Genomic DNA, 17,537 nt, shown 5'->3' with positions numbered 1-17,537 from the left:
GCTTTCGGGGCAGAGGCTCTGAATTGCGTCTTTACAAGATGCACCGGATGATGACCTGACTCTAGCAGAATTGTCGGTAACTGGATGTTGAGACTGCTGGATGCGGGCGGATGGTTCCTCAATCAGGTTGTAACTTGAAGCTTGGGGAAGGTTGGGGCGAGCGATTTTAGATTTTAGATTTTAGATTGGGAAAGATTGACTGAGTAGAGGTTTGGGACTTTGGTACAGTACGCTGTGCACCATAAGCGTGGCGATCGCAAAAAAAGCAATCACAGGGGATTAAAATTACTTGAGCGATCGATGGATTCTCTGAACAATGCTATGACATTTGAATTCGACCATCTTTTCATTCTTACTGATATTGGTGCTTCGGAAGCTAATCGTTTATCCTCATTCGGTTTAGTTGAGGGTGGATCTCGCATTCATCACGGACAAGGTACAGCCAATCGCTGTTTCTTTTTCCATAACGCAATGTTGGAATTGTTATGGATTCACGATCCAGAAGAGGCGAAGTCTGAGCCAATTCATCAGACTCGTCTTTGGGAGCGATCGACAAATCGGAATAATGGTGCGTGTCCATTTGGCATCTGTTTGCGTCCAGCCAAAGGTTCTGAGGACACAGTTGCATTTTCTAGTTGGGCATATCGTCCACCTTATTTATCTGAAACGATGAGTATAAGGGTGGCAACAAATAGTGATGTGTTGACTGAGCCGATGCTTTTCCAAATTTCCTTTGGTAAACGTCCAGATCAATACTCTGCCCAGAAGTCACAGCCTTTGGAGCATGGTGTTGGTTTCCGCGAAATTACTCGTGTAGAATTAGTCAGTCCTGCTGCTAATAATCCGTCACCTGAACTTCAAGCATTGCTTGAGACAAATCACCTCAAGTTACGGATAGGAACCGAATATTTTGTGGAGCTGGGTTTTGATGGAGAAGTGCAGGGAAAACAGGTAGATTTCCGACCTGAATTGCCGCTTATTATCAGTTGGTAATCTCAATCCGTTAGCTAAAAATTAGTTCTATGTAACCCATTTAACATCTAAAACGCTGCCAGCCTTTTAACCCTTAGCGTAATAAAAAAATATTCATTACCGATATAGTATCTAAAGTTATCTCAAAATTAATAGGCGAGGATTTTGCAGTTTCCCATTCAAGAGCTTGCTCTTTCAATTACCTACCTTGCCACAACCGGAACCAATCCCGACTCCCCCTCCGCTTATTATTATGATTTCGATAGTTTTTTAAAGAGCTTAAAACTGATTTTAGTTATAATCGGCAGATAAATCTTCTTTAACTCCATAGTCAGATGTTCTGGGTGATAGCCGTGATAAAGGTAATATAGCAATCGTCGCATCATTTGTAAATTTCTTACTTTCTCCCCGCGGGTTCGGGGAGGGTTGGGGTGGGGTAAAACATTTACGACTCATTTATGATTGCTATATTAGCTTGGAAATTTATTGAGTGGTTGAGACTTGAATAATCAAGGTTTTTACTCAACATCTCCATCAAAGCCACATTCAGGATATAAATTGGCTTTTGTAAGCTTGAGGAAACAATGGAAACCAAGCGTATCAACAGCTTGATGTCTTTTTATACCATTCGTCGATTTATAACAAAAGAATCTTCTGTCGATACAATAGGTTGCTAGAACACGCCATGACGGCTGCCCTTGCGTATTTTTACGGTAACTTTACCTCAAAACCCTCAAGGGGGGACAACCAACTGGAAAACCTTTCCAAGCTTGGGTTTAAACTGAACTACCTCGAAAAATAGCTTTTGGGGGCGATCGCTTTTTGTAAGCTTCACAACTGCTAGATGCGATCGCCCTCAATATCTCAAATGAGTTATGTAAACATACTTATGGATAATTTTCGCTCCAGTGGAGACAAGTTCTAAACAATTAATAATATGGCTTCAGTATCGAACGAGCTGCGAGCGTTCGTACAGAACGCGGACTGACAAGTGCAGGAACATTAGAGGCAATTGATAATTTTCCAAGTTTGCTGAGTAAACTAGAGATATCAGTAGGTAAGCGCGATTAAACTCAGCTATGTAACAGTATGTAAACAAGGCTGACTTAGCCACGCTTAGGGCATTTTAATACTTGAGGATCGTTTACAGAATTGCGTTTTACAGCGCCTACCTACTTAGTAACCCCCAATTTATTGAGGACTGGAAAATGGAGACAATTACTGACGTGCCAGGGTATCGCATAACAGAACAACTCTATGCAGGATCTCGCACTCTAGTCTATCGAGGTGTTCGGGAGAGCGATCGCACTCCAGTCGTCATTAAAGTCCTGCGAAACGAATACCCCAGCTTCAGCGAACTACTTCAATTCCGCAACCAATATACCATTGCCAAAAATCTCAACATTCCCAGTATTGTTAAGCCACTCGATTTCGCGCCTTACACAAACGCCTATGCTTTGATAATGGAGGAGTGTGGAGGAGTTTCCCTGTGTAGTTATCTCAAGGGAGTAACTGATAAAAACCAACCTTCTCAATCGGTATTTTTAGAAAAATTTCTCAACAAAGTCCTGCAATTAGCCGATATTCTCCACTATCTCTACCAAAACCGAGTTATTCCTAAAGATATCAAACCCGCCAATATCCTGATTACCCAGATAGCGAACAAATTAAACTCATCGGTCTCACAATGCACACAGAAAGAGCCTGGGGTCAGTCTGAGGAAAAGTTTTCTAAAGCCTTTGGTTCGAGTCCTAACGTGATCGCGATCGCCGGGAACATCTGATATTTGTAAAAGCACTTCTTCGGGTTCCTTTCTTCTTCCTCTTTCCTCCTGCCTCCTGCCTCAAAACTCCAATTTCTAGCTTGGCTGTAAAAGTGAGATGCTCCCGCGATCGGCTGGTGACAGTAGCCATCTCTTATATGCTGAAACCTGTCCACTTGGTAGATGACAAAATCCACGCCCGTAGCACTTGAAGAAGTCGGGGCTAACAGCCATCACATTTTACATTTAATTAAGTTGACCTACTTATCGGGACTCATGAAATCACACTATCGATCGTCAACCAGTGTAATCCTGCTAATCCTCCTAATCCTGAGTTATGCAGGTAATTACTTCAGCATCCCGATAATTTTTCATCTAGACTGGCTATTTGGCAGTGTGTTTACCATGTTGGTCGTGAGACTGTACGGATGGGGCTGGGGGACGCTCTCAGGGGCGATCGCGGGTTCCTACACCATCCTACTATGGAAACATCCCTACGGCTTTATCCTGTTTACCCTAGAAGCATTTTTTGTCGGCTGGGGATTGCGACGGCGCAGCAATAACTTACTTCTGCTCGACGTGATTTATTGGGGATTAATTGGGTTTCCCTTGTTGTGGTTACTATATGCTGGCGTTGGCAAGATTGAACCCAGTTTGGTGCTATTTATGTCACTAAAAAACCCAGTCAATCTAATTTGTAACGCCCTAGTAGCAAGTTTAATCCTAAATCATACCCCCATTGCTCAGTGGAGCGGTCGTTCCCCAGCAACGAAAATCATGAGTTTTGAGCAAACTCTCTTGAATTTGTTCGTCACTTTTGTTTTTATCCCAACTGTCATCCTGACGATTTGGAACTGCGATGGGGCTACTGCTCAGCAAGAACGTTATATCTTAGCAAATTTAAACTCTACTACCCAGAGTGCAAGCAGAGATCTGCGGAACTGGCACCAGCGTAGTCAAAGTATGATGACAGAACTGGCAGTCATTGCCAAGAATAGCAATTTGTCTCAATCAAATGCCCTCCAAAAATCCACGGAGTTAGTCGAGCAAGCCTTTCCCGAATTCCGAAATATTTACATAACTGATGCTCAAGGAAAAATTATTGTATCGGCTATTTCCCCAACATCGAGCGAGCTGGATCGATTAAAATACAATTCGTTTCTCAGGGAGAAGCAGCCCAAACTTTCTGACAGTATATTGCTCGATCGCACTAACTTCTCTAGCATGATTCAAAGCGTGCCGATCTTGGATGGCGATCGTCTGGTGGGTCAGGTATTGGCAGAAATTGATGTTAATGCACTCGATCGCTGGTTAACCCAGAATTATTCAGCCTACACAGATCTGATTAGCGTGCTGAATTCGCAGCAGCAAGTGATTCTCAGCACTCGTCAGGATCTCAAGTTATTACAACCATTCGATCACAATGACAATGGCGAAATACAGCAACTAGATGACACCACCCACCGTTGGATTCCCACTGTTCAAAATATGCCGAAGGCGGTACGCTGGCGAAAATCGTTCTATGTTCAGAAAGCAACGATCGGTGATAATTTTCCCTGGCAATTAGTTGTGGAAATGGCTAGTGCTCCCCATCTAGCTCTCTTAAATAGACTTTATACAAATAGTTTTGCAGTCTTGACTGCGATCGCGATGTTGACACCCCTGCTGACTAAACTTATCAGCCACCGTCTAATTCAACCTTTGCAGCAACTGACTAACTTCACCACCAATTTACCAAATAAGCTGATAGAACGTAAAGAATTACAATTACCCATCAGCCGAGTAACGGAAATCAATGTCCTGACAAACAACTTCCAAATCATGGCAGGTGCTCTCCAGGAGAAGTTCCAAGAAATTCAGTATGCCAGCCAAGAAATTCAGCAAGCCAAAGAAGTCGCAGATGCGGCTAACAAGGCTAAAAGCGAATTTTTATCAAAAATGAGTCATGAACTGCGAACTCCCCTCAATGCAATTCTCGGCTTTACCCAAGTGTTAGCCCGCGACTCATCCCTTTCTCACATACAGCAGGGACAGCTCGGCATCATTAGTCGTTCTGGCGAGCATTTGCTGACGCTGATTAATGACGTGCTGGAAATGTCTAAAATCGAGGCAGGTCGGATTACCTTAAACCCTACTAGCTTTGACCTGTATCATTTGCTCCATTCTCTCGAAGAAATGCTCAAACTCAAAGCTGATTCTAAAGGTTTACAGCTCAGTTGGCACATCAATTCTAACATTCCTCAGTATGTAAAAACTGACGAAAGTAAATTGCGTCAAGTCTTAATTAATCTGCTAGGAAATGCGATAAAGTTTACTACGAAGGGAAGTGTAACGCTTCGGGTTGCAGCAATTAGTGCAAAACAAAAGTCCCCAACAGACAACGAACCACGGACTATTACGTTTGAAGTGGAAGACACTGGTTACGGCATTGCTCCTACTGAGGTAGGCTCTCTATTTAAGGCTTTTGTACAAACTGACGCGGGTCGGAAATCTCGAGAAGGAACTGGCTTGGGTTTACCCATCAGCCGACAATTCGTACAACTGATGGGAGGAGACATTACCGTCAGCAGTACCTTGAATCGAGGAACAATTTTTAGGTTTGATATCCAAATTAGCTCCCCTGAGATGGCTGAAGTTCAACCTCGACAATCAAGAAGGCGGGTAATTGGTTTAGAACCCAACCAACCCTCATATCGCATCTTGGTGGTTGATGATAAATGGGAGAGCCGTTTGCTATTGGTTCATCTTCTCGAACCGCTTGGCTGGGAGGTGCGCGAAGCAGTAAATGGTCAAGAAGCTATTAGAATCTGGGAAACTTGGAAACCTCACCTAATTTGGATGGATATGCAAATGCCTGTGATAGACGGGTATGAGGCCACCAGACAAATTAAAGCCAAGATTCAAGAGGAGGCTACCCCGATTCTTGCGTTGACCGCTAGCGCTTTTGAGGAAGAGCGAGCCATTGTTTTATCCTCAGGCTGTGACGATTGTGTGAGCAAGCCTTTCCAAGAAGAAGTTATTTTTGCCAAAATGGCTGAACATTTAGGGGTACAGTATATCTATGAAGATTTACCGAACTTTACATTATCTCAGCTTGAGGGTCAAGACTTGAGTGTAAAAGCAGAGGAAGAAACTGAAAATTTAAGGACGACTTTGGCGACACTGCCTGCGGAGTGGGTGATACAGTTACATCAAGCAGCTATCGATGCTGATGCAGAGCTGATTTTAAGTTTGGTCACCGCAATTCCCGAATCTAATACTTCTTTCACGGAGACCATCGCTGATTGGGCTAACAACTTTCGTTTTGATAAAATTACTAACTTAACTGAAGAAATTATTCCATGAACAGTCATCAATTAGAATCTCATTTGCCCAATCTTTTAGTAGTTGACGATACCCCAGACAACCTGCGTCTTTTATCCACTATGCTGAGCGACAAAGGATATAAAGTTCGGGGCGTAATAAATGGGGAGATGGCATTAAAAGCAGCGCGTTCAACTCCACCAGATTTGATTTTGCTCGACATCACGATGCCCCAGATGAATGGCTACGAAGTTTGCCAACATTTAAAAGCGGATGGCAGAACTTCGGATATTCCAGTTATTTTCTTGAGCGCCCTAGATCAAGTGTTGGATAAAGTCAAAGCATTTGCTGTGGGAGGAGTAGACTACATCACCAAGCCATTTCATTTAGAAGAAGTTTTAGCTCGTGTCGAAAATCAACTAACTATTCAGCGTTTGCAAAAAAAATTGCACGAGCAAAATGCGCGATTGCAGGAGTCCGAAGCTAAAGAGCGGGAGAAATCTCACCAGCTAGAGCTGGCTCTACAACAGTTACAACATACGCAAGCTCAACTCATCCAAAGCGAGAAAATGTCAAGTTTGGGGAATGTAGTAGCGGGGGTAGCTCACGAAATTAACAATCCGATTAGTTTCATTAAAGGGAACCTCTCTCCGGTAACGGAGTACACTGAAGATTTGCTGAGGCTGGTGCAACTCTACGCAGAAGATTTTCCCAATCCCACAGCCGCTATCCAGGAACAACTGGAGGCGATGGATCTCACTTTTCTCAGGAATGACTTCCCGAAGTTAATTGCTTCTATGAGAATAGGAGCTGACCGAATCGGAGAAATAGTGCAATCGCTGCGGAATTTTTCCCGACTCGATGAAGCTGAGTTGAAAGCGGTGGATATTCATGAAGGAATTGAAAGTACGCTGATGATTTTGCAGCATCGGCTAAAAGATCAAGCAGACCAAACAATAATTGAAGTGGTAAAAGAATATGAGGATCTGCCAAAGATAGAATGTTATGCGGGACAAATGAATCAGGTTTTTATGAACATCCTGATTAATGCGATTGATGTGTTGCAGTCACAAAAAAGTTGGGCAAAAGAGGCAGATGATAACAGCCCCATCCCTACTATTACTATTTGCACGAAGTTACTCTCGGACTCTCAAGTGGCTATTTATATTACTGATAATGGGCAGGGCATAACCGAAGAGGTTCAACAACGCATATTTGAGCCATTTTTTACAACGAAGAAAGTGGGTCACGGAAAGGGTTTGGGGTTATCGATTAGCTATGCTATTGTAGTGGACGAGCATGGCGGGCAACTCCGTTGTTTTTCGGTACCGACTCAAGGAGCGACATTAGCCATCGAAATTCCGATTCACCACTCTAAAAAACGTTTTTCTAAAGAAGATTTGGTCGGGTTATAAGCCACACTAAAATAAAAGTAGTTAAAAAGGGTGTAAAATCAGGAACCGCGTTTATTTATCAGTCAGTTTATTGGCAATTTTTACACAAACTTCTATTAACAACAAGTTGATACTCTTAGTCACAGAGTCCGCAACCTTTTCCGGCAACGTTCCTTAAATTACCAACCGTCGCCGACTGGCTTTTTCTCAGTACCTTATGCACGCACTCTCAAACCCAAAATAATTATGAATTTTGACCCTCATTTTTTTTCGGCAAAAACCCTAGCAATTGTTTGTGCAATTGCGGCGTTTGTTGTCCTTGGTGGCAAAGTATTTGCCACAACAATTGATTATGCACCGCCCTTTAAAGAAACCAGCTTTTACAGTACGACGATATCTGCTAATAACGATTTAGCTGACATTTATTATCCTAAACCATCCGATCTTAATTCCGGTAATTACTCTTTCCCCATTGTACTTTTATTGCAAGGTGCGCTTGTAGATAAATCATTTTATTCAGATTACGCTAGCCAGGTGGCGCGGTACGGCTTTGTGGTAGTCGTTCCGAACCATTTGCGCCCTTCGCCCTTCAATCCCACTTCACCCCCTAATTTGGCGTCGGAAACTTCGCAAATTGCGGCGGTTTTGTCTCAAATGGCGATCGAAAACACAAACCCCACATCTCCGATTGCATCTGTTATCGATACGCAGCGCCTTGGTTTATTGGGTCATTCTTTTGGGGGCGCGGTGGGGTTATCCGTGATTGCTAACAAATGTCTCCCAGAATTGTATTTGTGTCAAGAGCCATTTACGCGCCCGAAAGAACTATTAGCGGGCGCATTTTTTGGAGCTAACTTGCGGAATCCCATTGCTAATGAATTTGTACCCATCGCTAATGATGGCATTGCAGTGGCGTTGATTCAAGGCGATATCGATGGTGTCGCCCTTCCAGAGCGAGATCAAAGCACCTTTGATCAAATTCAAACACCACCCAAAGCTTTGATTACTGTTATGGGTGCAAATCACTTCGGCATTACCAATGTTAATAACCCCGCTGGTGCGAACCCCGATCGCAATACTGCTACCTTAGAGCGAGCCGTGGGTATTGAAACGATCGCCCGTTGGAGCGCCCTATTTTTGCGGGCAAATATGCTTAAAGATCGAGCTGCATTTGATTATATTTACTCTCAAGGTGAGGCCCTTGATCCGAATGTCCGTGTTACCACCGTTGCAGTTCCTAAACCATCTTCTAAGTAGCTCCACCTCAAAAAACGTAAGATAGATTAAGGCTAATATAGCACTCCTAAATCAGTCGTAAATTTTTTAGACCACCCCAACTTTCCCCTTATCAAGGGGAGCGAGTAAGAAATTCACAAATGATTTAGGATTGCTATAGCTCTCTAAATAATAAGCTTTGAAATTCCCTTTTACTTTACATATAAATTTTAGTGTAAAAGCTGTAACATTGTTCCTTTTAATCGTTTTTGAGCAAGGTTTTTGAATTTTTTTTAAACTCGCTCCCTACCTCCTGAGCTTTTTCGTTACTCACAGGCTTTGGTTCCTTTAAGTTGGCTTTCATGCGATAGTGTACTTGCTTGTGTAATGTTTGATATTTGACTGAGACTTGATAGTTCTCTTCTACCCATTGACCAATTTCTTTATAAGTCTTAAAATCACAGGACTCTTCACTTAATTTTTCTGATATTCCGGCTATTACCGCTGAAGGAATTACTCGGGGTCTACCCGTTGCTTGCCGTATTTCTAACAGTTCTGACAGACCGCCAGCAATATATTGTTTTAACCATCTATGTACAGTAATTCTATGTACACCTAAACGTTCAGCTACATCTGTAAGGCTTTGACTCGCTCCAGTTTTTAACCAATAAAGTGCCTGAATTTTTTGTTTATTAGGTTGAGTTCGCTGCTCAGACAGAATTATTTTTAACTCGTCTGCTGTTAAATCAATTCTTTCTTGGTAGTTTACTTTCATAAAGTATTACTCAAACTTTGTTCTTCATTGTAGCATTTCTCCTGGCGAAATAATTTTATTAACTAAATTTCCCTTTTCAGTAACGTCAGCCTGCAGCTTAAAGACTAGCAACGTAATATCATCAAAGACTTTCTGCTTACCGATATGTTGCCGCACATCTAGAATCACCGCATCCTTAACTCCTGCTGCAGACTTGTGCCAATTTTGACTAATTACTTGACACAATTGCTTTAGTCCATACTGCTTTTTGCCGATGTTATAGGCTTCTGGAATCCCATCAGTATAAAGCACCACGCCATCTCCAGGTTCTAGCTTAATCAGGATGTGACTGATGAAGTCTGCGATATCATCATCTAAAGCGATCGGGAAGCCTAACTCCATCGTATCGATGCGCTCAACATCTCCATTTTTTCGCACAACTAGCGTTTCTTCATGCTGACCGCTAATACTAATGAGTCCTTCGGAGTAGCTCAAAATCGCCAGCGTCAGACTTTTCTCAGAATTCATGCGCTGTACGTTTTTGTAGAGGGTACGGTTGAGTACATCCAGGAATCGAACGGGGTCTAGTTCACGAATCTCTTGCAGGGTGCGAACTGAGGTTTGCGCCATCAGCATCAGAATGCCGCTTTCCAGGCCATGTCCGGTGACATCACCGATCGCCAGTGTGACAACACCATCGATCTGTAGCACGTCGTAGTAGTCACCTCCTACTTCATCAGCGGGTTCCATGTATCCGGCGATATCTAGTCCGTCAATTTCCAGTTCCTCAGGGTTAGGCAAAATCATTTGCTGGATCTGACGCGCCACATTCACTTCTGCACCTAAGCGGAGGTTGTCTACTTTAAGTTTTTCGTTGAGGCCAATGATTTCCTGATTAGCATTAGCGAGTTCTGCTGTTCGTTCTTTAACTTTGTCTTCGAGGGTTTCAAAGGATTCTTGGATTTGCCTCGCCATGCTGTTGAAAGATCGTGCCAGCAGACCAATTTCGTCTCGCGATCGCATCTTCACACGCATATCTAAGTTACCCGCCGTAAACTGGGCAACGGCTTCGGTGAGGTAAATCACAGGCTTGGTTAATAGTTGTGCGATCGCCAAAGCGATGATAGTTACAATTGTGGCGATGATTGCTAATAAAAGAAGTGCATCACGTATTTGTTTTTCTACAGGTGCTAGGGCAACGGCAATGGGCTGTGCGAAAAGAACTGACCAAGGTTTATATTTCAGGCGGGCGATCGCTAACAGGCTCAACTCATTATTACCCGTAGCTGCCAATCGTGTGGTTAGATAAGGCTGCTTAGTGTCTAATGCTTGCTTGAGGTCGGGCAAATTGATTGCAAGTTCTTTCGTTAGACTCTTAGGCAAACGCCCTTCGCGTTGCAGTTTCGCTACAACATTGGGTGACAAAGGCACAATCGATTTGAAAAGGAGTTCAGGTGTAGTGCTATGTGCCAGATAGATATAGTGTTCATCTAAAAGAACTGCTAAGGATTTCGCACCCGCGTGTTCAGTTTCCCGAGTCACCAACTGCTGGACAGATGTGGCATTGTATGTCACCCGCAATACACCCAATATATTTCCCTTCGCATCGCGAACAGGACTGCTAAAGAAGAGCGTAACGAGGTTGGGAATTGTCGCCGATTGTCTAATACTAGAAACAAAAGATAGTTGAGTTTTGAGCGGTTCTTGGAAGTAATCTTGACCGGATTCATCTCGTCCAACATCCGGTGTATGTGTATCGAGTACATTCCGTCCCTCTAAGTTGAGCAAGGCATAGGAGATAATATTAAGCATATCTTTGCGACTGAGCCGGGTTAAGGTTTCAGTCGCTAACATCTCTTGGGGACTACCATTTCGCCGTTCTGGAGGTAGGCCCAGATAGGCAGCCAAACCTGGTAAAATCGCTTCTACGCGCACGGCATCGAGATTCCCATCGATAAACCCATCTATTCTGTTAGCGGTTTCGTTAGCCGCCGCAGATAGGGCTTGTCGTGCGTTGTCGGTCAATGCCTTTTGAGTTGTCTGCTTGTTGATAAATGCTAACAACAGCAACGGAATTAGAGCAACGAGGAGAAACGACACGATTAACTTTGTACGAATGCTGTTGAAAAACGACGATCGCTTCATGGTTTCAGACTAGGAGGGGGGGTTAAGAAAGAAGAATTGAACAAGGTTTCTAGATTGGGAAGGCGCGTAACATTGCCAGCGCGAATAAAAAAGTCCGCATATTTGTTGGCGGTTTTGTAGATATAATTAGGACTGTCTGATTGAAAGAACTTTTGATTTTCGGCAAAGTCAGTGAGGTCTATTCCCTCGAAAGAGATTGTGTTGATCGGAAGATTCAACGCTTTGCTCACGATCTCGTTTCCTTCGGGAATATTTGCTTGCCAATATGACAAGCCTTGAAGCCAGCCTCGCACAAAGGCGCGAATATCTTCGGGGCGATCGCGTATCACCTCACCCCGAAACGCTACCAAATCTAAAATTAAGCCTGGGGTTTGTTTGCTTGTAAACAGGATATGCGCCCCTAATTTTAATGCTTCAGAAAGATGCGGTTCCCAAGTGTGTCCTGCTTGGATAGCATTGTTTTGTAAGCGATTGGGAACTTCTAAAGGCTCGACTTTAACCAGGCTAACATCATCGCTCGTCAGTTTAGAGGCTTTCAACATCTCAGTAACGAAAACCTCGCTAAAGCTGCCTAGATTTGCACCAAGCTTTTTTCCTTTCAACTTAGGGATTGTTTTAATCTCTGATTGCGCGACTACCACATCTGCACCTGTCGATTCATCCAAAACCATCACAGCTTGCATATCAGGATTTGTGGCACTCAATATCACCAAATCGCCCAAGGTCAATCCGATCCCATCATACTTCCCTGCACTGAAATCCGCGTCTTGGAATTGTGAGTAGTCTACATAGCTGAGATCCACGTCTACCCCTTGCCCTTTGAAGAATTCTTTCTCTTGAGCAATGATCAGAGGTGTATAGCCAACAAAAGAGACACAAGATACTTTTAGGGGAGGACGTTTTATTTTTAGAGATTCCCGAGAATGACAAGCAAACAGCAGGCAGCCGGTAATAATAAAGATACAGAGGTAATTGAGTAGTTTAGACATACTATCTAAAGCATTCCTGGTGTAGAAAAGGCGACTGATATTTTCTTGAGTGCGATCGACCTAAGTGCATCGTCCGCAATCGCCGCTAAACCTGTTCCGGTGGCAATATCTAGAACTTGCTGGCCCGATCGCACTTTTGCCAATTCAACTAACCGAGTTGCAGCTTGTTTGTGAAATTTATTCTCGTAGTCGGGGCGGTTGTTGAAATCATTGAGAATCTGCCGTTTGTAGGCACTTAGCGAGTCAGTCATGCCGAATTACTGGTTTAACTTTCTACATTGTGGCAGTTATGGTCGATCGCGACTCTCGTGGCAGGTGACATCAGGGGGCAATCTCTACAATGCCCCCTGATGTATGCAAAACCGGTACCGAGTATCAACTCTCCGGCAACAAACACCCGCCCAACTGGGATCGCGAAGCTGTAATCCGCTACAATCTGTGTTTGGTAAAGAATTTTTACAAGTTCACAGCCCATTACAGCCTTTGCGGCTTGTACTACCCAACCTGCCTGAAAATATGGATTTTGCTACTCTTGCTGCCCAGCTAAATGCTGGAACTATCTTGCCAGAGGGAATTGTCATCATCACCCTCTTGGTGGTTCTCGTCGGCGATTTAATCGTAGGCCGCAGTTCCTCGGCTTGGACTCCCTACGTTGCCGTTGCGGGTTTGTTGGCCGCCGTCGCTGCCTTGTGTTTGCAGTGGGATAACACGGATACCATCTCGTTTCTGGGCGGTTTTAACAGCGATGCCTTGAGTTTAGTGTTTCGCGGAATTATCGCTTTGAGTACGGCTGTCACTATTTTGATATCCGTCCGCTATGTACTGCAAACGGGTACTGCTTTAGCGGAATTTATCGGCATTTTGCTGACCGCTACTTTGGGGGGAATGTTCCTCAGCGGCGCTGATGAATTGGTGATGATTTTTATTTCGTTGGAAACTCTGAGTATCTCGTCTTATTTGCTGACGGGTTACACAAAACGCGACCCGCGTTCCAATGAAGCTGCTTTGAAATATTTGTTAATTGGGTCGTCTTCTTCGGCGGTGTTTCTCTACGGGCTTTCGCTGTTGTACGGGTTGTCTGGTGGCGAAACTAAGCTGAGTACGATCGCGGCTAACCTTTCTACTGTGAATGAAGGTCAATCTCTCGGTTTGGTGATTGCTTTGGTTTTTGCGATCGCCGGCATCGCCTTCAAAATCTCTGCGGTTCCCTTCCACCAATGGACTCCTGACGTTTACGAAGGTTCTCCTACACCCGTTGTTGCCTTCCTTTCTGTCGGTTCCAAAGCAGCCGGTTTTGCCCTAGCAATCCGCTTGTTAACAAGTGCTTTCCCCGCACTTACCGAACAGTGGCACTTCGTATTCACGGCCTTAGCCATTCTCAGCATGGTGTTGGGAAATGTGGTTGCCCTCGCCCAGACTAGCATGAAGCGGCTTTTGGCTTATTCGTCGATCGCCCAAGCCGGTTTTGTGATGCTGGGTTTGATTGCAGGAACAGAAGCCGGTTACTCCAGCATGATATTTTATCTGTTGGTTTACCTGTTTATGAACTTGGGTGCTTTCGCCTGCATCATCCTGTTCTCGCTGCGGACTGGAACCGACCAAATTAGCGAATACTCGGGTTTGTACCAAAAAGACCCGCTGTTAACTTTAGCCTTAAGTATTTGCCTGCTTTCTCTCGGTGGAATTCCGCCCCTGGCTGGATTTTTCGGCAAAATCTATCTGTTCTGGGCCGGCTGGCAAGCAGGACTTTACGGCTTAGTTATTCTGGGATTAATTACCAGCGTAGTTTCGATTTACTACTACATCCGCGTCGTCAAAATGATGGTAGTGAAGGAACCTCAAGAAATGTCAGATGCGGTAAAAAATTATCCCGAAATTCGCTGGAACCTTCAGGGACTGCGGCCTTTACAAGTCAGCGTTGTACTCACCTTGGTGGCGACAACATTGGCGGGAATTTTATCGAACCCTTTGTTTAACTTGGCTAATGATGCTATTACCAAAACTCCCATGTTGCAGTCGGCATTGAGTCAGGTGCAACCTGTTGTGGCTGCGAAAATTGAATCGAATTTGGTGTCTCGCCGGGATTAATTTTTCCTGGTTTTGAAATAGTGGAAAACGCCTGACTCTTTGAAGTTGGGCGTTTCTTTTTTGTTGTGATATACTGTTAATTATGATTTTTAACCGCAGATGTAGGCAGATTAACGCAGATGTAGGCAGATTAAAGTTAGTACAGAGGCAACAATGTTAGTACAAATTAAGGAAAAGTTTTATACTCCAGATGAGTACCGGGAGTTAGAGGAAACTGCTGAGTTTAGAAATGAATACCGCGATGGAAAAATTGTACAAATGAGTGGTGGTAGTATTAATCACAGCCGGATTATCCGAAATTTGAGTAGAGTCTTGGGAAATTTGCTTGAGGAGCAGCCCTATGAGCTTTTTCACAACGATTTGCGCTTGTGGATTCCTCGGTACCGACGGGGAACTTACCCGGATGTGATGGTTATTGAAGGGGAGCCAGTTTTTACCGAGGGACGCAGTGATGAGATCCTCAATCCCATGCTCATCCTGGAAGTGCTTTCTAAGTCTACCAAAGATTTTGATCGAGAGGATAAGTTTCGGTTTTATCGATCTATCCCTGAATTCTGTGAATATGTGTTAGTCAATCAATCTGAGTTTTTAGTCGCACAATATATTAAAACAGAATCGAATGAATGGTTATTTCGGGAATATGAGGGAGAGACAGCAACCGTTTCTTTTGCTTCCTTGGGAGTGCAAATGTCGATGAGCGAGATTTATGCAAAAGTGGTATTTGAAACCTCTGAAACAGAAGTACAATAATCAAATTAATTGGTTGGTTTCTGCAAATCCCCGACTGCTGAATAAAATTCATTGGCGATCGAGATTGTAACCAAGAATTAAGGTATTTACTTGGTTTATTCCCGAGTTTCACAAGTTAAATTCAGAGTAAAATTAGATGAATGTAATTTGGTTACTGTTAAAGGCTTCTTGGTTAAATGTTTCCATCGCCATACTCACAGGCTTAATCAGCGGCGGTTGCAGCGCTATGTTAATTTCCCTAATTAACCGTGCAATCAGCGACAATTCAAATGGTAATTTAGTCTGGTATTTTGCGGGATTAGCAATCTTGGCTCTTTTGAGTGGTTTTGTATCCCAATTTTTGTTAATCTACCTTTCTCAAGAAGCTGTTTACAATCTCCGGCTGAGTTTGAGCCGTGGGATTTTGTCTACTCCTTTGCGAAATTTGGAAGAGTTGGGCGCTAACCGCTTGCTGGCAACTCTCACAGATGATGTGGGAACCCTTTCTAATACTATATTTTTGATTCCTTTTCTTTGTGTTGATATCGCCGTTGTCGTGGGCTGCTTAACTTATTTAAGCACGATTTCAGGTACGGTTTTTGTTGTTGTCTTTTGTTTTTTGGTGCTGATGATTGGGACGGTGCAGTTGTTGCTTAGCAAAATGCGAAAATTCTTCGATTTAGCCAGAGAAGAACAAGATATATTATTTAAGCATTTTCGTAGTATTACTGATGGAATTAAGGAACTTAAACTGCATTCCTTGCGCCGCCAAGAGTTTTTTACGGAACAATTGCAGGTGAGTGCTGATGCTTCCCGCGATTATAACGTGACTGCTTTGAATACTGGTGCAGTTGCGATTGGAGTGGGTCAGTTGCTATTTTTTATGCTGATGGGTTTGCTGCTGTTTGCTTTGCCGAAATTTGTGCCAGTTTCTACACCTGTTTTGTCAGCTTATATTCTGACAAGTACCTATTTGATGTCTCCGTTTCAGAATATTTTGCAAAGGTTGCCGGCGATTTTTCGTGCTAATACTTCGGTGGAAAAGATAGAGAGAATGGGATTGGCTTTGGCGAGTCAAGCTGAGACAAGTTTAACGGTTAAACCGATTCAAACTGCTGAGTGGGCGACGCTGGAGTTAAATCGAGTAGTTCACAGCTATCCCGGAGAAAAAGAAGACAGTAATTTTAGTTTGGGCGAGCTGAATTTGAAGTTTCATCCCGGTCAATTGGTGTTTATAATTGGCGGGAATGGCAGCGGGAAGTCTACTTTAGCTAAGTTAATCACTGGTTTGTATATTCCTGAATCGGGAAAAATTCTCCTCGATGGCCAGCCAATTACTGAGGAAAATCGAGAGTGGTACAGGCAGCATTTTTCTGCGATTTTTTCGGATTTCTATCTGTTTGAAAGGCTGTTGGGGATGACTAATCACGATTTGGACAAGCAGGCGGCTGAATATTTGCGAGAGTTTCATTTGGACAATAAAGTTGAGGTGAAAGATGGAGTTTTGTCAACTACGGCTTTGTCTCAGGGACAGCGAAAGCGGCTGGCTTTGCTGACGGCGTATTTGGAAGATAGACCGATTTATTTGTTTGATGAATGGGCTTCGGATCAAGACCCGTTTTTCCGGGATATTTTTTACAAGCAGTTGTTACCGGAGTTGAAGCGCCGGGGGAAAACGGTTTTTGTGATTAGTCACGATGACCGCTATTTTGATTTAGCCGATCGCGCAATTAAACTAGATTACGGTAAAGTAGAGTATGACCGATAAAACTGATAACTACCGAATTGTCGAAACTTTGACCGAAAGCCAGGTTTCCGACTTGATGGATTTGTACAAAAACGAGTTTTGGAGCGACAAGCGGACGCGCGAGGACGTTGTGAAAATGCTAGCGGCGACTGATGTTATCATTGGTTTTGTCGATGAGAGCGATCGGCTAATTGGCATTACCCGCGTCATCACCGATTTCGTATACAGAGCCATGATTTTTGATGTGATTATCAAGCCGACACACAGAAAGATGGGACTGGGTGCGAAGTTGATGGATGCAGTTTTAACTCATCCCGAACTGCAAGCTGTCGAGCATTTTTATCTTAATTGTTTGCCGAACATGATGCCGTTTTACGAGCGTTGGGGTTTCTCGGATGATGTGGGCGAACTTAAGTTTTTGCGGCGAACAACAGGCTGA

Annotated in this window: 12 protein-coding genes and 1 pseudogene; 9 read left to right on the top strand and 4 right to left on the bottom strand. The window is 43.6% G+C overall.

Going from position 1 to position 17,537, the window contains the following annotated elements; all coding sequences use genetic code 11:
- The first annotated feature begins 321 nt into the window (after positions 1–321).
- The 5 genes and pseudogenes from D0A34_02205 (at position 322) to D0A34_02185 (ending at position 8,688) form a co-directional block, all read left to right on the top strand.
- Positions 322–993: a hypothetical protein gene (locus D0A34_02205; GenBank protein UNU22129.1), complete on the top strand. Its 672-nt coding sequence runs from the start codon at positions 322–324 to the stop codon at positions 991–993.
- Positions 994–2,180: 1,187 nt separating this feature from the next.
- Positions 2,181–2,732, top strand: coding sequence for a protein kinase (locus D0A34_02200; protein UNU17833.1), 552 nt, complete (start codon positions 2,181–2,183; stop codon positions 2,730–2,732).
- 1,877 nt (positions 2,733–4,609) lie between these two features.
- Positions 4,610–6,079: pseudogene (locus D0A34_02195) on the top strand (response regulator).
- Entirely contained in the window at positions 6,076–7,452 is a 1,377-nt protein-coding gene (locus tag D0A34_02190) for a hybrid sensor histidine kinase/response regulator (protein UNU17832.1), read from the top strand. The pseudogene D0A34_02195 and the gene D0A34_02190 overlap by 4 nt, the downstream one beginning before the upstream one ends.
- 222 nt (positions 7,453–7,674) lie before the next feature.
- Positions 7,675–8,688 carry an alpha/beta hydrolase gene (locus tag D0A34_02185; protein ID UNU17831.1) on the top strand — a complete coding sequence of 338 codons (1,014 nt, stop codon included), beginning with the start codon at positions 7,675–7,677 and terminating at the stop codon, positions 8,686–8,688.
- A gap of 217 nt (positions 8,689–8,905) precedes the next feature.
- Here D0A34_02185 and D0A34_02180 read toward each other — a convergent pair whose 3' ends face one another.
- Genes D0A34_02180 through D0A34_02165 form a run of 4 tightly spaced genes read right to left on the bottom strand, consistent with a single transcriptional unit; the run spans position 8,906 to position 12,785 of the window.
- Positions 8,906–9,421: a helix-turn-helix domain-containing protein gene (locus tag D0A34_02180; protein UNU17830.1), complete on the bottom strand. Its 516-nt coding sequence runs from the start codon at positions 9,419–9,421 to the stop codon at positions 8,906–8,908.
- A 24-nt stretch (positions 9,422–9,445) separates the two neighbouring features.
- Entirely contained in the window at positions 9,446–11,545 is a 2,100-nt protein-coding gene (locus tag D0A34_02175) for a HAMP domain-containing protein (protein UNU17829.1), read from the bottom strand.
- A complete protein-coding gene (locus D0A34_02170) occupies positions 11,542–12,534 on the bottom strand; it encodes a nitrate ABC transporter substrate-binding protein (GenBank protein ID UNU17828.1) in 993 nt (330 codons plus the stop codon). Before D0A34_02170 ends, D0A34_02175 begins: the two co-directional genes overlap by 4 nt.
- Positions 12,535–12,539: 5 nt before the next feature.
- The gene (locus tag D0A34_02165) at positions 12,540–12,785 is read right to left on the bottom strand and encodes a hypothetical protein (protein UNU17827.1); all 246 of its coding nucleotides are present in this window, start codon (positions 12,783–12,785) and stop codon (positions 12,540–12,542) included.
- A 265-nt stretch (positions 12,786–13,050) separates the two neighbouring features.
- Here D0A34_02165 and D0A34_02160 point away from each other — a divergent pair, with 265 nt between their 5' ends.
- From D0A34_02160 to D0A34_02145, 4 genes are all read left to right on the top strand, one after another.
- The gene (locus tag D0A34_02160; protein ID UNU22128.1) at positions 13,051–14,622 is read left to right on the top strand and encodes an NAD(P)H-quinone oxidoreductase subunit N; all 1,572 of its coding nucleotides are present in this window, start codon (positions 13,051–13,053) and stop codon (positions 14,620–14,622) included.
- A 153-nt stretch (positions 14,623–14,775) separates the two neighbouring features.
- Positions 14,776–15,372 (top strand): Uma2 family endonuclease, encoded by a 597-nt coding sequence (locus tag D0A34_02155; protein UNU17826.1) that lies wholly within the window; start codon positions 14,776–14,778, stop codon positions 15,370–15,372.
- A 136-nt stretch (positions 15,373–15,508) separates the two neighbouring features.
- Positions 15,509–17,119: a cyclic peptide export ABC transporter gene (locus tag D0A34_02150; GenBank protein ID UNU17825.1), complete on the top strand. Its 1,611-nt coding sequence runs from the start codon at positions 15,509–15,511 to the stop codon at positions 17,117–17,119.
- Positions 17,109–17,537, top strand: a complete 429-nt coding sequence (locus D0A34_02145) for a GNAT family N-acetyltransferase (GenBank protein ID UNU17824.1) — start codon at positions 17,109–17,111, stop codon at positions 17,535–17,537. The genes D0A34_02150 and D0A34_02145 overlap by 11 nt, the downstream gene beginning before the upstream one ends.

Origin of the sequence: Microcoleus vaginatus PCC 9802 (genome assembly GCA_022701275.1) — a bacterium.
GTDB lineage: Bacteria > Cyanobacteriota > Cyanobacteriia > Cyanobacteriales > Microcoleaceae > Microcoleus > Microcoleus vaginatus_A.
Note: the sequence above shows the minus strand (reverse complement) of the source record. Positions and strands in the feature narration are given on the sequence as shown.